Source organism: Azoarcus sp. PA01 (assembly GCA_001274695.2).
Classification (GTDB): Bacteria; Pseudomonadota; Gammaproteobacteria; order Burkholderiales; family Rhodocyclaceae; genus Aromatoleum.
Map to the genome: position 1 here is coordinate 76,087 of LARU01000004.1, position 20,857 is coordinate 96,943.

Sequence of the window (20,857 nt, forward strand, 5' to 3'; positions counted from 1 at the left end):
GACAGATCGAGGAGACCCCGATGCTTTACGAATTACCCGGCCAGCCCGGCGCCAAGATCCAGTTCAAGAATCGCTACGACAACTTCATTGGCGGAAAATGGGTCGCGCCGGTGCGCGGCCAGTACTTCGACAACGTGACGCCCGTCACCGGCAAGCCGTTCTGCCAGGTCGCGCGCTCGACCGAGGAAGACATCACGCTCGCGCTCGACGCCGCCCACGCCGCGGCCGACAAATGGGGCCGCACGTCCGCCGCGGATCGCGCGAATCTCCTGCTCAAGATCGCCGACCGCCTCGAAGCGAACCTCGAGCTGCTCGCCTACGCCGAAACCGTCGATAACGGCAAGGCGATCCGCGAGACGCTCAACGCCGACATCCCGCTGACGATCGACCATTTCCGCTACTTCGCCGGCTGCCTGCGTGCGCAGGAAGGCGGCATCAGCGAGATCGACGAGCACACCGTCGCCTACCACTTCCACGAGCCGCTCGGCGTCGTCGGCCAGATCATCCCGTGGAACTTCCCGATCCTGATGGCCGCGTGGAAGCTCGCGCCCGCGATCGGCGCCGGCAACTGCGTCGTGCTCAAACCCGCCGAATCGACGCCGGTCAGCATCCTCGTGCTGGTCGAGCTGATCGCCGACCTGCTGCCGCCGGGCGTGCTGAACGTCGTCAATGGCTTCGGTCGCGAAGCCGGCATGCCGCTGGCGACGAGCAAGCGCATCGCCAAGATCGCTTTCACCGGCTCGACCGCGACCGGGCGCGTCATCGCCCAGGCCGCCGCGACGAACCTCATTCCGGCGACGCTCGAACTCGGCGGCAAGTCGCCGAACATCTTCTTCGCGGACATCGCCGCTGCCGACGACGCGTTCTTCGACAAGGCCGTCGAAGGCATGGTGCTGTTCGCGTTCAACCAGGGCGAAGTGTGCACGTGCCCGTCGCGCGCCTTGATCCAGGAGTCGATCTACGACCGGTTCATGGAACGCGTGCTGGCGCGCGTCAAGGCGATCAAGCAGGGCAGCCCGCTCGACACCGACTGCATGATGGGCGCGCAGGCTTCGACCGAGCAGATGAACAAGATCCTGTCGTACATGGACGTCGGCAAGCAGGAAGGCGCGCAGCTCTTGATCGGCGGCGATCGCGCCCACCTCGGTGGCGAACTGGCCGAAGGCTTCTACATCCAGCCGACGCTGTTCAAAGGCCACAACAAGATGCGCATCTTCCAGGAAGAGATTTTCGGACCGGTGCTGGCCGTGACGACGTTCAAGGACGAAGCCGAAGCGCTTGAAATCGCGAACGACACGCCTTACGGCCTCGGCGCCGGCGTCTGGTCACGCGACGGCAGCACCGCCTATCGCATGGGCCGCGCGATCAAGGCCGGCCGCGTATGGACGAACTGCTACCACGCTTACCCGGCGCACGCGACGTTCGGCGGGTACAAGGAATCCGGCATCGGGCGCGAGACCCACAAGATGATGCTCGACCACTACCAGCAGACGAAGAACCTGCTGGTCAGCTACAGCCCGAACGCGCTCGGATTCTTCTGATCGATCGACAGTCTCCCTCGGTAGTCATTTCGGGCGGCCTCGAGCCGCCCATTTTTTTGATTCGAATGTCACGAATCGGAGCAGTTGCGCCGAAACGGTACGCTGCGTTCGCAAGCCGATAGCGGCTGCAGCGACTTGCGAACTGGACTGGATCCTGCTTTATTCAGGCATGCACAAAGCGCGACGCGATTCACGTCGACGACAACAAAGTGACGGAGACACGACGATGAAGCACTTCCTGGCGACGCGGCTGATGGTCGTCGTGCTCGCGCTGCTGGCGACGGTGGCTGTCCGCGCCGCCGAGCCGACCTTGATCCGCATCGGCGTGCTGCAGTACGGCACCGTCAGCTGGGAACTCGAAGTCATCCAGCGCATGGGGCTCGCGGAGCGCGAAGGCGTGCGCATCGAAGTCGTCCCGCTGGCGTTGAAGGACGCGGCGAACGTCGCGATCCAGGGTGGGGCGGTCGATATCATCGTCAACGACTGGATCTGGGTCGCTCGCCAGCGCGCCGAAGGGCGGGACTTCACCTTCGTGCCCTATTCGCGCGCCGTCGGCGGCATCATGATCCACCCGGATTCGGGCGTGCAGACCCTGTCGGATCTGCGCGGCAGGCGCCTCGGCGTGGCCGGCGGGGCGCTCGATAAGAGCTGGCTGCTGCTGCGCGCGTATTCGCGCAAGACGCTCGGCGAGGACGCGGCGACGCTCGTCAAGGCGGATTTCGCCGCGCCGCCGTTGCTCAACGAGCTGATGCTGCGCGGCGAGCTGCCGGCAGTGCTGAACTTCTGGCACTTCGCCGCCCGGCTGCAGGCCGCGGGGATGCGGGAGCTCCTCGGCATCGACGAGATTCTGCGCGAACTCGGCGTCGCAGGCGAACTGCCGCTCGTCGGCTGGGTGTTCCGCGCAGGATGGGCACAGCGCAATCGCGCGGCGGTCGAAGGTTTTCTGCGCGCCGCAGGCGAGGCCGAGCGGGTGATGCGCGACTCCGACGCGATCTGGCACGAACTGCGACCGCTGACCCGCGCCGAAAACGACGCGACGCTGCTCGCGCTGCGCGACGGTTTCCGGGCCGGTATCGTGACGACCTCCGGCGCGCACGCGCAGGCGACCGCGCGCCAGGTGTTCGACATCCTCGCCCAAGAGGGCGGCCCTGCGCTCGTCGGCAGTGCGCGCGCGTTGCCGGCCGGCACATTCTGGAATCGGGACGCAGCCGGTGAGCACGCGAAGCAGCCTCAATGACGGGGCAGTGTTGCGGGTGTCGCCGCGGCGGAGCCCGGTGACGCTGCGCGTGCCGCGCAGTGACGCCACGTTGCGCATGCTGTCGCTGCTCGCGTTTCTCGCGGCGTGGCAGATCGCGGCGGCAGTGCTGCAGAGTTCGGTGCTGCCGGCTCCGGGTGCGGTGTTCGCGCGCGTCGTCGACGAGACGGTGTCGCTCGCGCTGCCGGTGCACCTGGGCATCACGCTGATGCGCGTCGCGGTGAGCTTCGTGATCGCGATGGCGATCGGCACCGCGATCGGAATCGCGATGGGTCGCTGGCGCAGCGTCGACGTGCTGCTCGACGGCTGGCTGGTGCTCGGGCTCAACATCCCGGCACTGGTGACGATCATCCTGTGCTACGTGTGGTTCGGTCTGAGCGACACGGCCGCGGTCGTTGCGGTCGCGGTGAACAAGATCCCGACCGTCATCGTGACGGTGCGTGAAGGCGCGCGCGCCGTCGATCGTCGCCTGCTGCAGGTCGCACAAGCGTACCGGCTGCCACGCTGGCAGACGCTCGTGCGCGTCTATCTGCCCCAGCTCTACCCGTGGCTGATCGCCGCCGCGCGCAGCGGCCTGTCGCTGATCTGGAAGATCGTGCTGGTGGTCGAGCTGCTCGGCCGCAGCGACGGCATCGGCTTTCAGCTCAACATGTTCTTCCAGTTTTTCGATATCGCCGGCATCCTCGCCTACACGCTGGTGTTCGCGGCGCTCGTGCTGCTCGTCGAGGCGGTGGCGCTGCGCCCGCTCGAGCGGCGCCTCAACCGCTGGCGGAACAACTGAGATGAAACAGCCCCCACGCTCACTTTGTTCGCGGCCCCCCAAGGGGGCACAGGCCCCCCTTGGGGCGGCCCGGCGGGAGTCCTGATGCTGGAAATCGACATCGATCGCAAGCGCTATGCGGACCGCGGCGGCGCGCCGCACGTCGCGCTGTCCGGCCTGAACCTGCAAGTCGGCGACGGCGAGTTCGTCTGCGTCGTCGGGCCTTCGGGCTGCGGCAAGAGCACGCTGCTCAACGTCGTCGGCGGGCTCGACGGCGATGTCGAAGGCCGCGTGCGGCTCGACGGCGAAGCGCCGGGGGAGGGCGTCGGGTTTATGTTCCAGGAGCCGCGGCTGATGCCGTGGCTGAGCGTGCTCGACAACGTGCTGCTGGTCGCGGGACGTTCCGCTGCAGCGAAGGCGCGCGCCGTCGACCTGCTCGTCGCGATGGAACTCGGCGACGTGCTGCAGGCTTATCCCGGCCGCCTGTCGGGCGGCATGCAGCGCCGCGTCGCGCTCGCGCGCGCGTTCGTCATCGAGCCGAAACTGCTGCTGATGGACGAGCCTTTCGTGTCGCTCGACGTGCCGACGGCGAACCGACTGCGCGCGATGCTGGGCGAGCTGTGGCAGCGCTGCCGCTCGACGGTGCTGTTCGTCACGCATGACCTGCGCGAGGCGCTCGCGCTCGGCGACCGCGTCTGTTTCCTGTCCGGGGCGCCCGGGCGCGTCGTGCTCGACCTTGCCGTGACGCTGCCCCGGCCGCGCGCCGCGGACGGCGCCGCAGTGCTCGAACTGCAGGCGCGTCTGCTCGCGCAGCATCCCGCGCTGCTCGCCGGCCTCGCGAGCGGCAACGGGTGCGCACCAGGGCGCGACGATGGCTGAAGCGATGACGGAGGCGGCGACGCAGGCAACGACTGCCGCGCTCGACGCGGCGGCTCCGCTGCTCGAACTGCACGCGGTGCACAAATCCTACGGCGCGCGGGAAGCGCTGCGCGGCGTCAGCGTCGCGGTCGCGCGCGGCGAGTTCGTCGCGCTGCTCGGGCCGAACGGCGCCGGCAAGAGCACGCTGTTCCAGCTCTTGACGGGGCTCTTCAATGCCGACGCAGGCCATATCGCGGTCTGCGGCCACGATCTCCGTGACGATCCGGTCGGCGCGCTCGCCGGCGTCGGCGTCGTGTTCCAGCAGGCGACGCTCGATCTCGACCTGTCCGTCGAAGCGAACCTGAAATTCCACGCGCGGCTGCACGGTCTCGGCAGGCGCCATGCGCGCGTCCGCATCGACGACGCGCTCGCCCGCGTCGGCCTCGCCGGACGCGCGTCGGACCCGGTGCGCGAGCTCAGTGGCGGCAACCGGCGCAAGGTCGAGCTCGCGCGTGCGCTGGTGCATGAACCGGCGGTGCTGCTGATGGACGAGGCGACGGTCGGGCTCGACCCGGCATCCCGCCGTCAGCTGCTCGACGAAGTGCTGCGCCTGCGGGATCGCGGCGTCGCGGTGCTGTGGGCGACCCACCTCGTCGACGAGGCCGAAGCCGCCGACCGCGTCGTCGTGCTGCATCTGGGCCGCGTGCTCGCGGACGGCCCGCCCGACGCGCTGGTCCGCGCGGCGGGCACGGCGACGCTCGCCGAAGCTTTTCTGCAAATGACCGGCGGCGCGGGGAGCGCGTGACGCATCGTGCCGAACGACGCAATCGCAACAGGAACAGCGAACATGAAGAGGAGACAGACTTGACTCGACCCCGACGACCCGGACGCGGCGCACCGGCCGCCGCCCTCGCGCTTGCGTTGGTGCTCGCGGCCGCGCCGGCGCTGGCCAAGGAGACCGGCTACGTGTTCGTCAGCAGCGAGAACGACAACGCGGTGACGGTGCTCGACGGCAGGACCTGGCAGGTCGTGAAGACGATCGCGACCGGGGCGCGGCCGCGCGACATGCGCCTGAGTCCGGACCGCGGCACGCTCTACGTCGTCGCGAGCAAGGCCGGCCGCGTCGATGTCATCGACGTCGCGCGACTGGAGCTCACGCACAGCATCCCGGTCGGCGAGGACCCCGAGATGTTCGACGTCGGAGCCGACGGCAAGCGGATGTACGTGTCGAACGAGGAAGACGCGCGGGTCTCGGTCATCGACATCCCGGGGCGCAAGGCGGTCGCAACGATCGACGTCGGCGAGGAGCCTGAAGGGGTCAAGCTGAGCCCGGACGGGCGGCGGCTTTACGTGACGTCCGAAGTCGCGAACATGGTGCACGTGATCGACACCGCGACGCACCGGATCGCCGCGAACGTCGTCGTCGGCAACCGGCCGCGCCGCTTCGCGATGACGCCCGACGGCGGCGAAGTGTGGGTCACGAACGAGCTCGGCGGCGCGGTGACGATCCTCGATGGCGCAAACAACGCGCTCAAAGGGACGGTCGAATTCAAGCCGAAAGGTTTTCGCGCCGACGAGGTCACGCCGGTCGGCATCGTGATGAGCCGCGACGGCAGGACCGCTTATGTCACGCTCGGTCGCGCGAACCACGTCGCGATCGTCGAAGTCGCGAGCCGCAAGGTGACGGACTACGTGCTTGTCGGCAACCGCGCGTGGGGCGCGACGCTGAACCGCGACGAGAGCCTGCTGCTCGTCGCGAACGGGCTGTCCGACGACATTTCGGTCGTCGATACGCGCACCCGCAAAGTGCTGCGCTCGGTGCCGGTCGGGCGCGTGCCGCATACGGTCGTCGTCGATGACTGACGGGATCGCCAGGACGGTCGGGGCGAGCGTGACGGCGTCCCGCCACATGAGCCGCAAGCGAAGCGGTTGGCGCTGCGGACGATCGATGGTCGGCTTGGCGTTCGCGCTGCTCGCGTCGTGGTCGTTCGCCGCGACGCCGTCCGCGCTGCCGAAAGCGGGGCCGAACGGCAACGACGCCACGCTGGCCGCGCCCGCTCGCGCCTCCGGCCCGGTCGCGAAAGCGCTTCGCATCGGCTTCGTCGAGCTCGAGCCGGATGCGCGCTACGATCCGCTGCGGCTGAAGTTTCGCGGCCTCGCCCAACCGCTCGGCCGGCCGTTCGCCGGCGCCGAAGTGGCGCTGCGCGAAGCGCGCTTCGTCGGTGACGCGCTCGGCGTCGGCTTCGCGCTCGAGCGCGTCGCGGCCGCCGACGCGAAAGCGCTGCTCGCGGCGATCGACACGTTGCACAGGGACGGCGTGCAGTTCTTCCTCGTCGACGCGCCCGGCGCCGTCGTTGCCGAGCTGTCGAAAGCGCTGCGCGGGCGCGAGCTGCTGCTGTTCAACGTCTCGGCGCCGGACGACGCGCTGCGCCAGGAGCAGTGCCAGCCGAATTTGCTGCACACCTTGCCGAACCACGCGATGAATGCCGACGCGCTGGCGCAGTTCCTGGTGGCGAAGAAATGGCGTTCGGTGCTGATGCTCGAAGGGCCGCGCGCCGAGGATCGGCTCATCGCGGCGGCGTTCGAGCGGGCGGCGAAGCGCTTCGGCGTGAAGATCGTCGAGACGAAGAAATTCGTGCTCTCGAACGACCCGCGCCAGCGCGAACAGGGCAACGTCGCGCTGCTGACGGCCGGGGCGGAGCACGACGTCGTGTTCGTCGCCGACAGCGACGGCGAGTTCGCGCGCAGCGTCCCGTACCGCAGCGTGCGCGCACGACCGGTCGTCGGCGCCGAAGGTCTCGCCGCGCTGGCCTGGCACTGGTCGTGGGAGCGTCACGGCGCGCCGCAGTTGAACGCGCGGCTCGAGAAGCAAGCCGGGCGGCAGATGAGCGACTCCGACTGGGCCGCGTGGGTCGCGGTGAAGGCGATCGTCGAAGCGGTCGTGCGCACGCAGAATGCCCCGTTCGCGAAGTTGCGCGACTACCTCCGCGGCGACGAGATCACGATCGACGGCTTCAAGGGCAACCGCCTCGACTTCCGCCCGTGGGACAACCAGCTGCGCCAGCCGATGCTGCTCGCGACGCACAACGCCGTCGTCGAACGTGCACCGATCGCGGGCTTCCTGCATCCGGCCAACAACATGGACACGCTCGGTTTCGACCGGCGCGACAGCCGCTGTGGGTTCTGAACCTTCCTGTGACGAAGGGATGCGATGAGACTGTCCCATGCACTGCTCGCGCTGCAGGCGATCGCGGGACGTGAAATCGCCAAGTTCGTCCGCCAGGGCGGGCGCTTTGCGTCGGCGCTGGTGCGCCCGCTGCTGTGGCTCGTCGTGTTCGCGGCGGGCTTCCAGAACGTCTTCGGCGTGTCGATCATCCCGCCCTACGACACCTACATCCCGTACCAGGTCTATATCGTGCCGGGCCTGCTCGGCATGGTGCTGCTGTTCAACGGCATGCAATCGTCGCTGGCGATGGTCTATGACCGCGAGATGGGGATGATGCGGCTGCTGCTGACCGCGCCGCTGCCGCGCTGGTACCTGCTGTTCGCGAAGCTTGTGGCCGGCACGCTGCTGTCGGTGCTGCAGGCGTATGTGTTCCTCGTCATCGCGGCGCTGTTTGGCGTCGATGTGCCGTGGAGCGGCTGGCTGTACGCGCTGCCGGTGCTGGTGCTGGCGGGGATGATGCTCGGCGCGTTGGGCCTGTTGCTGTCGGTGCAGGTGCGCCAGCTCGAGAACTTCGCCGGCACGATGAACTTCGTCATTTTCCCGATGTTCTTCCTGTCGCCGGCGCTGTATCCGCTGTGGAAGCTCGAGGAGTCCGGTGCCGCGGCGATTCATGCGATCGCGCAGTGGAACCCTTTCACGCATGCGGTCGAGGCGATCCGTTTTGCGCTGTACGGCCAGTTCGCCGGCACGTCGGTCGCGATCGTCGGCGGCTGCCTCGTGCTGTTCTTCATGCTCGCCGCATGGGGTTACGACCCGCAGCGCGGCATGCTGAAGAAAAGCGCTAAAACTGCGTGACGGGAACTGGACGGGAACTGTTCAGCGACAACTGTTCAAGCCCGATGCAAGGTGTTCAAAAATGGAGCACCTTGCATCGTGGCTCAAATGATTTTCCGGCTTTCACGGCGACTGGTGCGTCACGCCGTGCGCGGCAAAAATGCGGCCGAGTTCGCCGGACCTGTGCAGTTCGGCGATTGCGCTCGCCAGCGCGGCGGCCAGTTCGCGGCTCTCGGCTTTCACCGCCATGCCGAGCGGCCACGTGCTGACGCGCATCTCGGGCAGCGCGAGCGCATCGAGCTCGAACCGTCCGCGCTCCGGCAGTGCCGCTTCGAGCTGGCTGCGCGGCGCGAGCACCGCGCTGACTTCGCCTCGCGTCATCGCGGCGGTGGCGTCCGCGACGCTGCGAAAATGCACGACGTTGTCGCGCAGCCGGCCGTTCAGCACGTTCAGCAGGAAGTCGCTCGCGTGCGTGTCGAGCTCGGCGCCAATCTTCTCGCGCGTGAATACTTCGAGCGCGTTCGCGGCGGAACCGGCGGGCAGCGGCACGCGCGCGCCATCGCGTGCCAGCGCCATCGTCTCGCGGTGGTACGGCGCGATGATCTGCACCTTGTCGTTGCGCGCGGCGAACTGCGCGTCGACGGGGACGTGCATCATCACGTCGGCAGGGCGGGTGCCGAGGTAGTGGCCACGCCACACCATGTTGCGCAGGTCGTCGTTCATGTCCTCGTCGGCCGCGAACTGCACGAACTCGGCGCGCAGGCCGAGCCGTTCGGCGAGCGCCTGCGCGACGGCGACGTCGATGCCCTTGCCGCGGGCCGAATACGGGGCGAAGTCCGCATACACCGCAATGCGCAGCGTGTCTGCCTGCTGCAACTCGAGCTGGGCGACCGCGTGGGTCGGCAGCAGCGTGCCGGCAAGCAGCGCGCCTGCGGCGAGCAGGAAGCGACGCCGCTCACTCCTCACGGACCGTCTCCAGCCACGCGCGGATCGCCCACATCGCCTCCTGCGACAGCGTGCCCTCGAACGGCGGCATATATACGGCGCCGTTGCGCGTGACGCCGTTGCGCACCCGGCCGATGAAGTATTCGTCGGTTTCCGGTTCGAGGTCGAGCAGGCGCAGATCGGGTGCGATGCCGCCCGAGACGGCGCCGAGGCCGTGGCAGCGGGCGCAGTTCTGGGTGTACGCCGAATCGCCGATGCGGATTGCTTCCTTGTCACCGCGGTAAGGATTGACCGTCTGCCAGTCTTCGCCGAGCTGCTTCAACGACGACGTATCGACTGCCTGCGGCGTCACGTCGCCGTGTGCGTGCGCAACTCCTGCGGTGGCCGCGAACGCAAACGCTGCCGTGAATGCTCCGACTCGCAGTCCGCGCGCCAGGGTCTCCTTGTAATTGTGCATTTCCACCGTCCTGTTTCCTTATGGCTGAAGTGATTCGGATCATACTGCCGTCGGTGCGGCATGACCTGTTACTGCAAGGCCTGTGCCACTCTCGCAGCTGCCTTGCCAACTGCCCCGCCCCCGGCCGCAAACCGCACGGCGACTGGAAGAATGCAATGGCATGAAGGTTGCTAACCATGTTTCACGCTGCTGTGAAGCTGCTTGCTTCAAGGTGGGGCAGGTGCTACTTTTTGGCGCACAGGGGCGCTCATAAAAAACATGCCTCGTACGGCGGGCGGGACAGGAGGAGGAGACGATGGTATTGCCGCAATTGCGGGACCGGCGTGACAACGCGCTGGTCGACGCGCGCCGGTTTTTCTTCGAGCATGGCGAAGTGCCCGAGTCGGGGCTTGCGCCGCCGCTGCTGCGTTCCTGGCAGCGCTGCCGCTCGACCGGACTGGATCACCTCAACAAGCATTCCTCTGATCCGGAAGGTCGCGCCGGGCTGTCCGAAGCGCGCGAGCGCAGCGCACAGCTGCTGGAGCACGCCGGCGGGATCATGGAGCACGTCTTCGAGCAGATCCGCGCCTCCGGCAGCATGGTGATCCTCGCCGACATCCACGGCATGATCCTTCATTGTCTCGGCGACGCCGATTTCCTCGGCCGCGCGCAACGCGTCGCGCTGCAGCCGGGCTCTTCGTGGGACGAAGCGGAGCGCGGCACGAACGCGATCGGCACCGCGATCGTGGAACGTACACCTGTCGAAGTTCTCGGCGCCGAGCACTATCTCGAACGGAACGGCTTCCTGACCTGCAGCGCATCGCCGGTGTTCGATGCGCGCGGGCAACTGGCCGGCGTGCTCGACATTTCGGGCGACTACCGCAGCCAGCAGCGGCATACGCTCGGCCTCGTACGGCTGTCGGTGGAACTGCTCGAAAAGCGGCTGTTCGAGGCGGAATTCGCGAGGGAGATCCAGATCGCGTTCCATTCGCGGCCGGAATACGTCGGCAGTCTGCAGGAAGGAGCGCTCGCGGTCGGCGAGGACGGCCGGCTCCTCGGTGCCAACCCGGTCGCGCGGGAAGCGCTGGGGCTGGGCGTCGGATTTGTTCCGGCGCCGGTTTTCAACAACTTGTTCAGGCTCGGTCTGGGGCAGGTGCTCGACCGCGCGGCGAGCGCCGGCGACGCGTTGCTGATGCTCGAGATGCGGCGCGGCGACACGGTGTACGCCCGCGTGCGCGTGCCACGCGGGCCGCGCACTGCAGTTCCCGCCACCGGACTCGCGGACCGCGCCGCCGAGCCGCGGCGCACGGTGCCGAAAGCGGGCGAGGCGGGCGGCAACGCGATCACGCTCGAGTGCCTCGCGACCGGCGACGAGCGGCTGCAGCTCGCACTCGATCGGGCGCGCCGGGTGCAGGGCAAGGACATTCCGCTGCTGATCCAGGGCGAATCGGGTGTCGGCAAGGAACTCTTCGCGCGAGCTTTCCACAACAGCGGAACGCGGCGCGACGGCCCGTTCGTCGCGCTGAACTGTGCGGCGATTCCCGAGAACCTGATCGAATCCGAACTGTTCGGCTACATCGGCGGCGCTTTCACCGGCGCGCGCCGGGAGGGGCGGTCGGCAAGATCCAGCAGGCGCACGGCGGCACGCTGTTCCTCGACGAAATCGGCGACATGCCGCTCGGCATGCAGGCGCGGCTGCTGCGCGTGCTGCAGGAACGCTGCGTATCGCCGATCGGCTCGCTCAAGACGACGCCGGTCGACCTGTCGCTGGTCTGCGCGACGCACCGCATGTTGCGCGACGCGGTGAAACAGGGGCTGTTCCGCGAGGACCTCTATTACCGCGTCAACAGCCTCACCGTGACGCTGCCGCCGCTGCGCGAGCGCACCGACATCCGCTCGATCGTGACGAAGATTCTCGCCGCCGAGGCCGAGGCGAGCGGCGCGCGCGCAGCGGCGATCACGATCAGCGGCGAGGTCATGGACTTCTTCGAACGTTACGCCTGGCCGGGCAACGTGCGGCAGCTGCAGAACGTGATCCGGGTCGCGGTCGCGCTGCTCGACGACGAGTCCGAGATACGGCCGGTGCATCTGCCCGAGGAATTGTTCGGCATCGACGGGGACGGCGAGCACGAAGAGCGCTCGGGGCGGGCCGCTGAGCCGCCCCCCCGGACGGCTGTCGGCGGCAACGTCGTGCGCAGTCTCGACGAAATCGAACTCGACGCGGTCGCGACCGTGATGCGCGAGGTGGGCGGCAACGTCTCGGCCGCGGCACGCCGCTTGGGCGTCAGCCGCAACACGTTGTATCGCAAGCTCGGGCGGATGAGCTGAGCGTTCAGAATCGATAGCTCGCCCGCACCCCGGCGTACCAGCTGCGCTCCGGCCCGGGTTCGTAGAACCGGCCGTTGCCGTCGCCGACGATCACCGAAGCGATGTGCTCGCGGTCGAACAGGTTGTCGAGCCGCAGCATCTCGTTGAACGTCCATGGGCCGGATTTCTGTTCCGCGGTGAAGCGCAGGTTCACCAGCGCGTGGCCCGGTGCGGCGCGCTCGAAGTTGGTATCCTCGACGTACACCTTGCTGCGATAGAGTGCCTCGAGTGCCGTCGCGACTCCGTCGACGGGAGTCCATTCGAGTTCGGCGTAAGCCGACAGCGCAGGAATGCCGGGCAGGCGCCTGCCATCGGCGATCGTCTTCGCCGCCGCGCCGCTGCCGGTCACGAAAGTTTCGTCGTAGATCGCCTGCAGCCGCGTCACCGTGACCCGGCCGCGCCAGTTGCGCGACAACTCGCTGTCGAGCGCGAGCTCGACGCCTCGGCGCAGCGTCGTGCCGGCATTCTTGAACACGGTGCGCCCGCCGGAGCTGCTCTCGACGACCAGTTCGTCGTCGGTGCGCACCTGGAACAGCGCAGCGTTGAGCCGCGTGTTGTCGCCGACGAAAGCTTTGACGCCCAGTTCGAGCTGCGTGCTGGTCGCAGGTTCGAGGCCGAAATTGAAGCCGGCGGCGCCGCCCGCGCCCGAATACGCGAGTTCGGTCATCGTCGGGGTCTCGAAGCCACGCGCGGCGCTGCCGTAAAAGTTCAGCGCCGGGCTCAGCTTGTAGACGACGCCGAGCGCCGGAGTCGTCTCGCGGAAAGTCAGCTCGCCGCTGTCGTCGCCGTTCGCGAGGTAGTCGTCATCGACGTCGAACTTCACGCGGCTGTGGCGCAGCCCCGCGGTCCATTGCCACGCCCCCTGTTCCCAGGTCGTCTGCACGTACGGATCGATGCTCGTGACCGTGTCCGTCTCGTCGCGGCGCAGCCGGCCTTTGACGCCGAGCGTCGTGCCGACGAAGTTCTCGAAGCCCTGGCGGTCGTCCTCGGAGCGGTCGAGGTCGAGGCCCGCGGTGAACGTCAGCTTGCCCGCTCCGAGCTCGCGGCGGCCGATCCAGCGTGCGCCGACGCCGTGGAAGTCGCGGTCGAAATCGATGACGCCGCCGGAATGCCGCGGGTTCGCTTGCGGGCCGGCCGGGATCGACTGGTATTGCGTCACGCTGCGCTGCCCGGCATACGCGACCAGCTGCAGACGGTCGTCGCCGAAGCGCCGCTCGTAAGTCGCGCCGCCCTGAAAGTGGTCGATGCGCTTGCGCGTATCGAATAGTTCGGCGACCGGTTCGGCGGCGCGCGGGTCGCGCCGGTAGGTGGCCCACGTCAGGCCCAGCGGGTCTTCGGTGTCGGGCTGACGCAGGCCGCTTGCCGTCAGTGTCAGCCGGCTGTCGGCGTCCGGCGTGAAGTTCAGCTTCGCGAACGCCTGCTCGCGCGTCGCCGCGCTGTGGTCTCGATAGCCGTCGGTGTCGAAGCGCGACGCATCGAGCAGGTAGCCGACGCCGTCCTTCTCGCCTTCGCTGCCAACTCCGATCCGGGTCGTGCCCCAGGCGCCGGCGAGGGCGCCGCCGCGCACGCTCGGCGCGCCTTTCGGGTCGCGCGAAAAAAGCTGGATCACGCCGCCGGCGTGGTTGCCGTAGATCGTCGAGAACGGTCCCCGCAGCACTTCGATGCGCTCGGCGACGTCGAGATTGAACGTCGCCGCCTGGCCCTGGCCGTCGGGATTGCTCGCCGGGATGCCGTCGGCGATGAGCTTCACGCCGCGCACGCCAAACGCGGAGCGCGCGCCGAAGCCGCGGATCGAGATCTGCAGGTCCTGGGCGTAGTTCTGGCGGTTCTGCACGACGAGTCCGGGAATGCCGGCGAGCGCTTCGGAGGCGTTGACGCCCGGATTGCCGGCCTGCACCTTGGCCATATCCACGACATCGACCGAGAACGGCAGATCGAAGCTCTCGGTCTCGACGCGGCTGCCGGTGACGACGACCGGATTCAGGACCGGCGCCGGATCGGCAGCGAAAACCGGCGCTGAACCGATGCTGGCGAGGCCGGAGAGCAGTGCGAGCGCGACACGACGCAAGCGGGGGCGGGGCGTGTCGCGATTGGACGTCGAAGAAGGGCGATTCATCGGGCGGTGTCCTGTCAGGGGATCGATTGTCCGGGCGTTGGAGGTCAAGTGTACGGGTGCGGCCGTCATTGCGTAAGCTGCCGCCCTTTCCGCCGCAGCAGCATCACCGGCACGCAACGCTTCGGGTCATGATAGATACCCACGCAGTCGAGGCACTGAAAGCAGTCGTCGTAGCGGATCGCGCCGTTGCGGTCGATCGCATCGTACGCGCAGCGATGGCGGCAGCGCTGGCAGGGTTTTCCGCAATCGCGGCGGCGCGGCAGCCAGCGCAGCCGACGCAGTTTGCCGCCGAGCACCATCGCGGCGCCGAGCGGACACAGGTAGCGGCAGAAGAACTTGTAATACACCGTGCCGACTGCAAGCAGCACGATGGCATAGGCGACGAACGGCCAGGCGCGGTCGAAGCCGACGGTGATCGCAGTCTTGAACGGTTCGATTTCGACCAGGCTCTCGGCCACCTGCGGGGCGAAAGCTGCCGCGCCGACGAGGGCGAGCAGCAGCGCATGGCGACCGCGATCGAGCCGCTGCGCAAGACGCTGCGGCAGGCGTCGCCGCGGGACGCGGCCCAGGCGGCCCAAGTGCGCCGCGAATTCCTGCAGCGCGCCGAACGGGCATAGCCAGCCGCAGTAGGCGCCGCGCCCCCAGACGAGAAAACTCGCCAGCACGAAAGCGATGAGCAGCAGCGAGACCGGATCGTAGAGGTAGCTCGCGAGGCTCTGGCCGGCCCGGAGCATCTTGACCGCGCCGGTCAGCTGCACGATCGACAGCTGGCCTTGCGCATGCCAGCCGACGTAGCCGAGCGTGAAGGCGAGGAAGCCGAAGCGGAACAGCTTCAGCCGGCGCGGCGTCACGCTGATCCAGCGCGGCCGTGCGAGTACCGCGGCGAGCAGGGCGAGCGCCGTGCCGATCACGGCGAGGTCGGTGCGCCGCTCCTGCCAGGCGATCAGCCAGTCCGGGGGTGGCGCCGGGGGGCGCTCGAAGTAGGACTCCGGCACGCGATAAGTGACCTGCACGCTGCGGCGGGTGAGCTCCGGCAGAATCGTGCCGCGGGCGCGTACGAGCGTCAGTTCGAAATCCTGCACGCTGCCGGGGTCGACGCCGGCGAGCGGCGCCGCCTTGAGGACCAGCGCCGCGTTCAGCGGCGGCGCGCCGGGCGGTGGGCGCGGATCGAGATCCGCATCGCGCAGCTCGAACGGCACGCCGCCTTGTCTGAGCGTCAGACGCGCCGGCGCGGTGCCGCGCACGAAGCGTTCGTCGATCAACGAAGTGCGCCCGGCAGTGGCGACCCACCACGCCTGCTGGCCGGGCTCCAGCGCCTGCTGCAGTTCGGCGAAGCCCGCGTCGCCGAGGATCGCGCGGCCGATGCTCGGAGGATTGAGCCAGGCGACGTAGAGCTCGACGAAAGTCTCGCCGGGCGCAGTGAGCGCTGCCGGGTCGAGTCCGGCAGCATCGCTGTCGGCGAACAGCGCCTCGGCGTCACGGTTGGCGACGCGCAGCGTCGCGATCGCGCCGCTGCCGAGCAGGTCGGCGAAGCTGCGCTGCTCGTAGCGGTCCTCGCGCGCCCGGGCGGGCGGGCCAACGTCCGATGGCGCCGCAAAACCCAGGCGGGCGCGCGCGACCGCGACCGCGGCGGTGAGGACGGTCTGATTGACGATGCGTACCGACGCAGTGGCCTTGGTGATGCCGTCGAGCACGACCCGATCGCCGCCGCCTTCGGCTCCGGAAGCGGCGCCGTAGACGGTCGACACGGTGATCGACTCGCCGAGGTTGCGCCCCGCATACTGGCGCACGAACTCGTGCAGCGGGCTTTCGCCGAGCCCGCCGAGGAACACCGGCTCGTGCTGGCGCAGCACTTCGACGCTCGTGAAGTTGCCGCGCCGATCGAGCGCGATCAGCAGGTTGATCGGCGTGCCTTCGAAGCCGGGAAGGGGCGCGAGATCGATCGACTCGAACGCCCACCCGACCGGGCCGCCTTCGGGCGCAAGTTCGCTGTGGATCGGCCACACCGGCACGTCGTCGGCCTGGTCGCCGACGCGCAGCGGCGGGGGAAAGCGCCGTTCGAGGTCGATGCGCGTCAGCTCACCGGCGAAGGACGTCGCGGCTGCGATGGCGCCGATCAGCACGCACAGCACTGCGGCGAACCGGCGCAGGAGCGTGCTTGCGGCGTCCCGAGCCGCTCCGGTGCGCTCCCTGCGGTCGTCGCTGTCGCGCTTCACACTGCGATCAGGCCGCTGCGCACGGCGATCAGCGCGAGTTCGGCGGCGTTGGCCGCGTTGAGCTTCTGCTTGATGTGGTAGAGATGCGTGCCGACCGTGCTCGGACTGAGCTTGTGGGTCGTGGCGACCTGGTTCACCGAGTTGCCCTGCGCCAGCTGCAGGAAGACGGCGAACTCCTTGTCGGTGAGCGCGTCGGCCGGGTCGCCGTTGCCGCCGAACTGCGCCAGCGCCAGTTGCGGCGCCAGTTCGGGGTCCACGTAACGCTGGCCGCTCGCGATCCGCGCGACGGCCCGCACCAGTTCCTGCGGCTGGGCGCGCTTGGACAGGTAGCCGGTCGCGCCGGCGCGCAGCGCGCGCAGCGGAATCTGCGCATCTTCGTGCGCGGAGAGCATCAGCACGCGCGCATCGGGGCGGTGCGCGAGCAGGCGTTCGAGCGCGGCCAGCCCGCCGATGCCCGGCATCGACACGTCCATCAGCAAGGCATCGGGGCGGTGTTCGGCGAAAGCCGTGAGCGCCGCCTCGCCGCTGTCGGCTTCGGCGGCTACCTGCGCGCCCGCGCCTTCGAGCAGCATGCGAAACCCCATGCGGACGACGGCGTGGTCGTCGGCGAGGATCAGGCGGAGGTTTTCAAGCGGTGCGCAGGCCATCGGGGAGATCCTCGCAAAGGGGGTTCGTGGGGAGCAGCGCGGCGACGCGCAGGCCGCCGCCGGGCGGCGTGTCGAAGCGCAGCTCGCCGCGCCGTTCGGCGACGCGCTCCTTCATGCCGGCGAGCCCGAAGCGGCCGGCGCCGGGTTCGCCGGCCAGACCGCGACCGTTGTCGCAGACTTCGAGCGCGACCGCATCGGGCTTGAACTCCAGGCGCACTTCGACGCGCGACGCGCCGGCATGGCGGGCGACGTTCGTGAGGCTTTCCTGCAGCAGGCGCAGCACGGTGAGCCCGAGCGCTTCGTCGGTCGCTGTCGCCGGCGACGTGACACAGTCGACGTGGATATGCGGATGGTGGCCGGACCACAGCCGGCAGTAGTCGGCCACTGCGCGGTCGAGCTGGCTGCTGCCCTTCGCGCCGGCCGGCCGCAGGCGCTGCAGGATCGCGCGCACGCCGTCCTGCATCTGACCGGTCATCGCGAGGATCGCCTGCGCGCTGCCGTAAATCTGCGGCTGATCGTCGCAGCGCTGCAAGATCGCGCCGGAGATCGCGCGCACTGCGGTGATCGCCTGGCCGAGCTCGTCGTGGAGCTCGCGCGCGATCACGCGGCGCTCCTCCGCGAGGCGCACCTGCACGGCGCGCGCAAACGCCTGGTCCTGTTCGAGCCGCAGGTTCTGCGCGCGCGCCTGGTCCAAAGTGTCGGCAAGCCGGTTGTAGCTGCCGGCGAGGCGGTCGAGTTCGACGACCCGATAGCCAGGCAGGCGGATATCGAAGCGGCCGTCCGCGCCGCGTGTCAAGGCCGCATCGATGCGGGCGAGCGGGGCCAGCGCGCGGTCGAGCGCCAGCCGCGCGGCGAATGCGATGAAGAGCAGCAGCGCCAGCGCCGAGCCCAGCCCGGTGCTGAGGTCGTCCCAGGCGTCGAGGATCGCACGCGAGGCGTCCGGGCGCAGCACGATAAGTTGAGCGCCGGCATCGAAGCGGCGCGGCGCGACGGCCGGCGCGAGCCAGTCGGAAAACCACTCGGGAGCGAAGCGGCCGGCCTTGTAGGTCGATTCGGGCGACAGGTAGCTGCGCGTGCCGTCGGCCGCGATCACTTCGAGCTGATTCGCGCGCAGGCGCCCGACCGCGCGCAGATGGGCCATCAGCCGCGCCGGTCCGTCGATGGGGTCGCGCAGCGTCTCGGACACCAGCACGTCGATCCACTGCTGCGCGACGTGGCTGGCGGCCCGGACTTCCTCGTGGATCGCCCGGCGCGTCTCGCGCACCCACCACCCGGCGCCCGCGAGCATGATCAGCGCGAGCGTCGCGATCAGCACCAAGCTCACGCGCGTGCCGAGCGTCGTGGATTTAGCGTGCATCGCCAGCGCCCCGGATTGCCGGTTCGGCGGCGGGAACGCGATGCACGACCGGACGGCGATACGCCCCCGCGGAGTCGGCCCGGCGGCGAAACTGCGGCGCCATCGGGCGGACAGGCATTTCCATCGCATCCCCTCCTGCGGTCGGCAGGCGCCGGACGTGGCGACCGACTCGAAGACCATGAATCGTCCGCAGCAAACTGGCTATCAACATGAAACTCCCTCCGCCGGACGCGGGACGCCGCGCGATGGTGGGTTTTCAGCAAGGGCTGTGCCACCGCGGCGAAGCGGCGGGCCGGGACGTGTGCGTGTCCGCGCTGCTCCGAAACGGAACGAGTGCTGTCATTCGTTACAGGTTTACTGCAAGAAGTCGATGCGCTGGCGGCCGGGAGTACCTATTTTGATATATGCCTGCTGGTGGCATGGCCCTTGCGGGAATGGCTGTCGAACCGGACGAAACTGTCCGGGGGCGTTCCCGACCAAAACGACCAGAAATGCAAGGAGGAAGGTAAATGAAGCAGATCCGGAAAAACATACGGGGGCCCGTCGCCGCCACGGTTCTCGCGCTCGCACTCGCGAGCGTCGGAGTCGCCCAGGCGAAGGAAGTGACCGATGCGGACATCCTCAACGACGACACGATCACCACACAGGTGGTCACGCACGGCCTCGGCACGAAAGGACAGCGCTTCAGCCCGCTGACGCAGATCAACGCACAGACGGTCAAGGATCTCGTGCCGGTATGGTCGTTCTCGTTCGGCGGCGAAAAGCAGCGCGGTCAGCAGTCGCAGCCGCTCGTCCACGACGGCAAGATGTTCGTCACCGCGTCCTACAGCCGCATCTTCGCGCTCGACGTCAAGACCGGCGAGAAGCTGTGGAAGTACGAGCATCGCCTGCCCGACGGCATTATGCCGTGCTGCGACGTCGTCAACCGCGGTGCCGCGATCTATGGCGACCTGGTGATCTTCGGCACGCTCGACGCGCAGCTCGTCGCGCTGAACAAGGACACCGGCAAGGTCGTGTGGAAAGAGAAGATCGAGGACTACAAGGCCGGCTACTCCTTCACCGCGGCGCCGCAGATCGTCAAGGGCATGGTCATCACCGGCAACTCGGGCGGCGAATTCGGCATCGTTGGCCGCGTCGACGCGCGCGACGCGAAGACCGGCAAGCTGGTGTGGACGCGGCCGGTCGTCGAAGGCCACATGGGCTTCAAGTACGATGCGGCCGGCAAAGAGGTCGAGAACGGCATTTCCGGCACGACGAACGCGACGTGGGAGGGCGATCTGTGGAAGACCGGCGGCGCCGCACCGTGGCTGTCCGCGTATTACGATCCGGACGTCAATCTGATCTACATCGGCACCGGCAACCCGTCGCCGTGGAACAGCTGGCTGCGCCCCGGCGACAACCTGTATTCGTCCTCGACGGTCGCGATCGACCCCGATAGCGGCAAGATCGTCTGGCACTACCAGACGACGCCGCACGACGGCTGGGACTACGACGGGGTCAACGAATTCGTGTCCTTCGAATACAAGGACCCGAAGACCGGCAAGACGATCAAGGCCGGCGGCAAGGCCGATCGCAACGGCTTTTTCTTCGTCAATGACCGCACCGACGGCAAGCTGCTGAACGCGTTCCCGTTCGTCAAGCAGATCGACTGGGCGAAGGGGATCGACCTCAAGACCGGACGGCCGATCTTCGATGACGCGAAGCGCCCCGGCAACCCGTTCACCGAAGGCGGCGGCGACGGCAAGAAAGGCACGACCGTGCTCAACGCGCCGTCCTTCCTCGGCGGCAAGAACCAGATGCCGATGGCCTATAGCCCGAAGACCGGTTATTTCTACGTGCCGGCCAACGAGTGGGCGATGGACATCTGGAACGAGCCGGTCTCGTACAAGCGTGGCGCGGCCTACCTCGGCGCGGGCTTCACGATCAAGCCGCTGCACGACGACTACATCGGCGCGCTGCGCGCGGTCGACCCGGTCAGCGGCAAGATCGTCTGGGAAGTCAAGAACAACGCGCCGCTGTGGGGCGGAGTGCTGACGACCGGCGGCAACCTGGTGTTCTACGGCACGCCCGAAGGCTATCTGAAAGCCGTCGACGCGACCACGGGCGCCGAAGCATGGAAGTTCCAGACCGGCTCCGGGATCATCGCGCCGCCGATCACGTGGGATGACAACGGCGAGCAGTACGTGGCGGTCGTGTCGGGCTGGGGCGGCGCGGTGCCGCTGTGGGGCGGCGACGTCGCCAAGCGCGTGAATATGCTGGAGCAGGGCGGTTCGGTGTGGGTGTTCAAGCTGCACAAGTCCTGATGTACTGACCGCCCGTCGGCACGCGGCGGTAAAAGCCGAATCCGGGTGACCGGTAG

The 20,857-nt window shown here is 68.4% G+C and carries 16 protein-coding genes and 1 pseudogene; 11 read left to right on the forward strand and 6 right to left on the reverse strand.

What is annotated here, in order from left to right:
* The first annotated feature begins 20 nt into the window (after positions 1-20).
* From PA01_12500 to PA01_12535, 8 genes are all read left to right on the forward strand, one after another.
* Positions 21-1,541: an aldehyde dehydrogenase gene (locus tag PA01_12500; protein ID KON79369.1), complete on the forward strand. Its 1,521-nt coding sequence runs from the start codon at positions 21-23 to the stop codon at positions 1,539-1,541.
* Between the two features lie 226 nt (positions 1,542-1,767).
* Positions 1,768-2,778, forward strand: a complete 1,011-nt coding sequence (locus tag PA01_12505) for an ABC transporter substrate-binding protein (protein ID KON80322.2) — start codon at positions 1,768-1,770, stop codon at positions 2,776-2,778.
* Between the two features lie 37 nt (positions 2,779-2,815).
* Positions 2,816-3,577 carry an ABC transporter permease gene (locus PA01_12510; protein KON80323.2) on the forward strand — a complete coding sequence of 254 codons (762 nt, stop codon included), beginning with the start codon at positions 2,816-2,818 and terminating at the stop codon, positions 3,575-3,577.
* Positions 3,578-3,661: 84 nt separating this feature from the next.
* Positions 3,662-4,435, forward strand: coding sequence for an ABC transporter ATP-binding protein (locus PA01_12515; protein KON79370.1), 774 nt, complete (start codon positions 3,662-3,664; stop codon positions 4,433-4,435).
* 4 nt (positions 4,436-4,439) lie between these two features.
* Positions 4,440-5,219: an ATP-binding cassette domain-containing protein gene (locus PA01_12520; protein ID KON80324.1), complete on the forward strand. Its 780-nt coding sequence runs from the start codon at positions 4,440-4,442 to the stop codon at positions 5,217-5,219.
* 59 nt (positions 5,220-5,278) lie between these two features.
* Entirely contained in the window at positions 5,279-6,277 is a 999-nt protein-coding gene (locus PA01_12525) for a PQQ-dependent catabolism-associated beta-propeller protein (GenBank protein KON79371.1), read from the forward strand.
* Complete coding sequence (locus PA01_12530) at positions 6,270-7,601, forward strand: ABC transporter substrate-binding protein (GenBank protein KON80325.2); 1,332 nt, start codon at positions 6,270-6,272, stop codon at positions 7,599-7,601. The genes PA01_12525 and PA01_12530 overlap by 8 nt, the downstream gene beginning before the upstream one ends.
* Positions 7,602-7,625: 24 nt before the next feature.
* On the forward strand, positions 7,626-8,435 hold the full coding sequence (locus PA01_12535; GenBank protein ID KON79372.1) for an ABC transporter permease: 810 nt from the start codon (positions 7,626-7,628) through the stop codon (positions 8,433-8,435).
* 102 nt (positions 8,436-8,537) lie between these two features.
* Here the strand turns inward: PA01_12535 and PA01_12540 are convergent, their stop codons facing one another.
* Together PA01_12540 and pedF are read right to left on the reverse strand one after the other, a co-directional pair.
* The gene (locus PA01_12540) at positions 8,538-9,380 is read right to left on the reverse strand and encodes a transporter substrate-binding domain-containing protein (protein ID KON79373.1); all 843 of its coding nucleotides are present in this window, start codon (positions 9,378-9,380) and stop codon (positions 8,538-8,540) included.
* Positions 9,370-9,822 (reverse strand): cytochrome c-550 PedF, encoded by a 453-nt coding sequence (gene pedF, locus PA01_12545; protein KON80326.2) that lies wholly within the window; start codon positions 9,820-9,822, stop codon positions 9,370-9,372. Before pedF ends, PA01_12540 begins: the two co-directional genes overlap by 11 nt.
* Before the next feature lie 289 nt (positions 9,823-10,111).
* Here pedF and PA01_12550 point away from each other — a divergent pair.
* A pseudogene (locus PA01_12550) lies at positions 10,112-12,123 on the forward strand (sigma-54-dependent Fis family transcriptional regulator).
* 4 nt (positions 12,124-12,127) lie between these two features.
* Here PA01_12550 and PA01_12555 read toward each other — a convergent pair.
* The 4 genes from PA01_12555 to PA01_12570 form a co-directional block, all read right to left on the reverse strand.
* A complete protein-coding gene (locus PA01_12555) occupies positions 12,128-14,278 on the reverse strand; it encodes a TonB-dependent receptor (GenBank protein KON79374.1) in 2,151 nt (716 codons plus the stop codon).
* Positions 14,279-14,343: 65 nt separating this feature from the next.
* A complete protein-coding gene (locus PA01_12560) occupies positions 14,344-16,494 on the reverse strand; it encodes a 4Fe-4S binding protein (GenBank protein ID KON80327.2) in 2,151 nt (716 codons plus the stop codon).
* A complete protein-coding gene (locus PA01_12565; GenBank protein ID KON79375.1) occupies positions 16,491-17,141 on the reverse strand; it encodes a response regulator in 651 nt (216 codons plus the stop codon). The genes PA01_12560 and PA01_12565 overlap by 4 nt, the downstream gene beginning before the upstream one ends.
* Complete coding sequence (locus PA01_12570; protein ID KON80328.1) at positions 17,122-18,498, reverse strand: histidine kinase; 1,377 nt, start codon at positions 18,496-18,498, stop codon at positions 17,122-17,124. Before PA01_12570 ends, PA01_12565 begins: the two co-directional genes overlap by 20 nt.
* A 333-nt stretch (positions 18,499-18,831) precedes the next feature.
* Between PA01_12570 and PA01_18945 the strand changes: the two genes are divergently transcribed.
* Positions 18,832-19,011, forward strand: coding sequence for a hypothetical protein (locus PA01_18945; protein ID KAI5912308.1), 180 nt, complete (start codon positions 18,832-18,834; stop codon positions 19,009-19,011).
* Entirely contained in the window at positions 19,008-20,801 is a 1,794-nt protein-coding gene (locus PA01_12575; GenBank protein KON79376.1) for a methanol/ethanol family PQQ-dependent dehydrogenase, read from the forward strand. Before PA01_18945 ends, PA01_12575 begins: the two co-directional genes overlap by 4 nt.
* Positions 20,802-20,857: the final 56 nt, after the last annotated feature.

Bases quoted from the DNA above. Each gene is read 5' to 3' on its own strand.
- PA01_12575 (KON79376.1), top strand. From the start codon at position 19,008: ATGAAGCAGATCCGGAAAAACATACGGGGGCCCGTCGCCGCCACGGTT.
- PA01_12515 (KON79370.1), top strand. From the start codon at position 3,662: ATGCTGGAAATCGACATCGATCGCAAGCGCTATGCGGACCGCGGCGGC.
- PA01_12530 (KON80325.2), top strand. From the start codon at position 6,270: ATGACTGACGGGATCGCCAGGACGGTCGGGGCGAGCGTGACGGCGTCC.
- PA01_12535 (KON79372.1), top strand. From the start codon at position 7,626: ATGAGACTGTCCCATGCACTGCTCGCGCTGCAGGCGATCGCGGGACGT.
- PA01_12505 (KON80322.2), top strand. From the start codon at position 1,768: ATGAAGCACTTCCTGGCGACGCGGCTGATGGTCGTCGTGCTCGCGCTG.
- PA01_12500 (KON79369.1), top strand. From the start codon at position 21: ATGCTTTACGAATTACCCGGCCAGCCCGGCGCCAAGATCCAGTTCAAG.
- PA01_12520 (KON80324.1), top strand. From the start codon at position 4,440: ATGACGGAGGCGGCGACGCAGGCAACGACTGCCGCGCTCGACGCGGCG.
- PA01_12565 (KON79375.1), bottom strand. From the start codon at position 17,141: ATGGCCTGCGCACCGCTTGAAAACCTCCGCCTGATCCTCGCCGACGAC.
- PA01_12570 (KON80328.1), bottom strand. From the start codon at position 18,498: ATGCACGCTAAATCCACGACGCTCGGCACGCGCGTGAGCTTGGTGCTG.
- PA01_12555 (KON79374.1), bottom strand. From the start codon at position 14,278: ATGAATCGCCCTTCTTCGACGTCCAATCGCGACACGCCCCGCCCCCGC.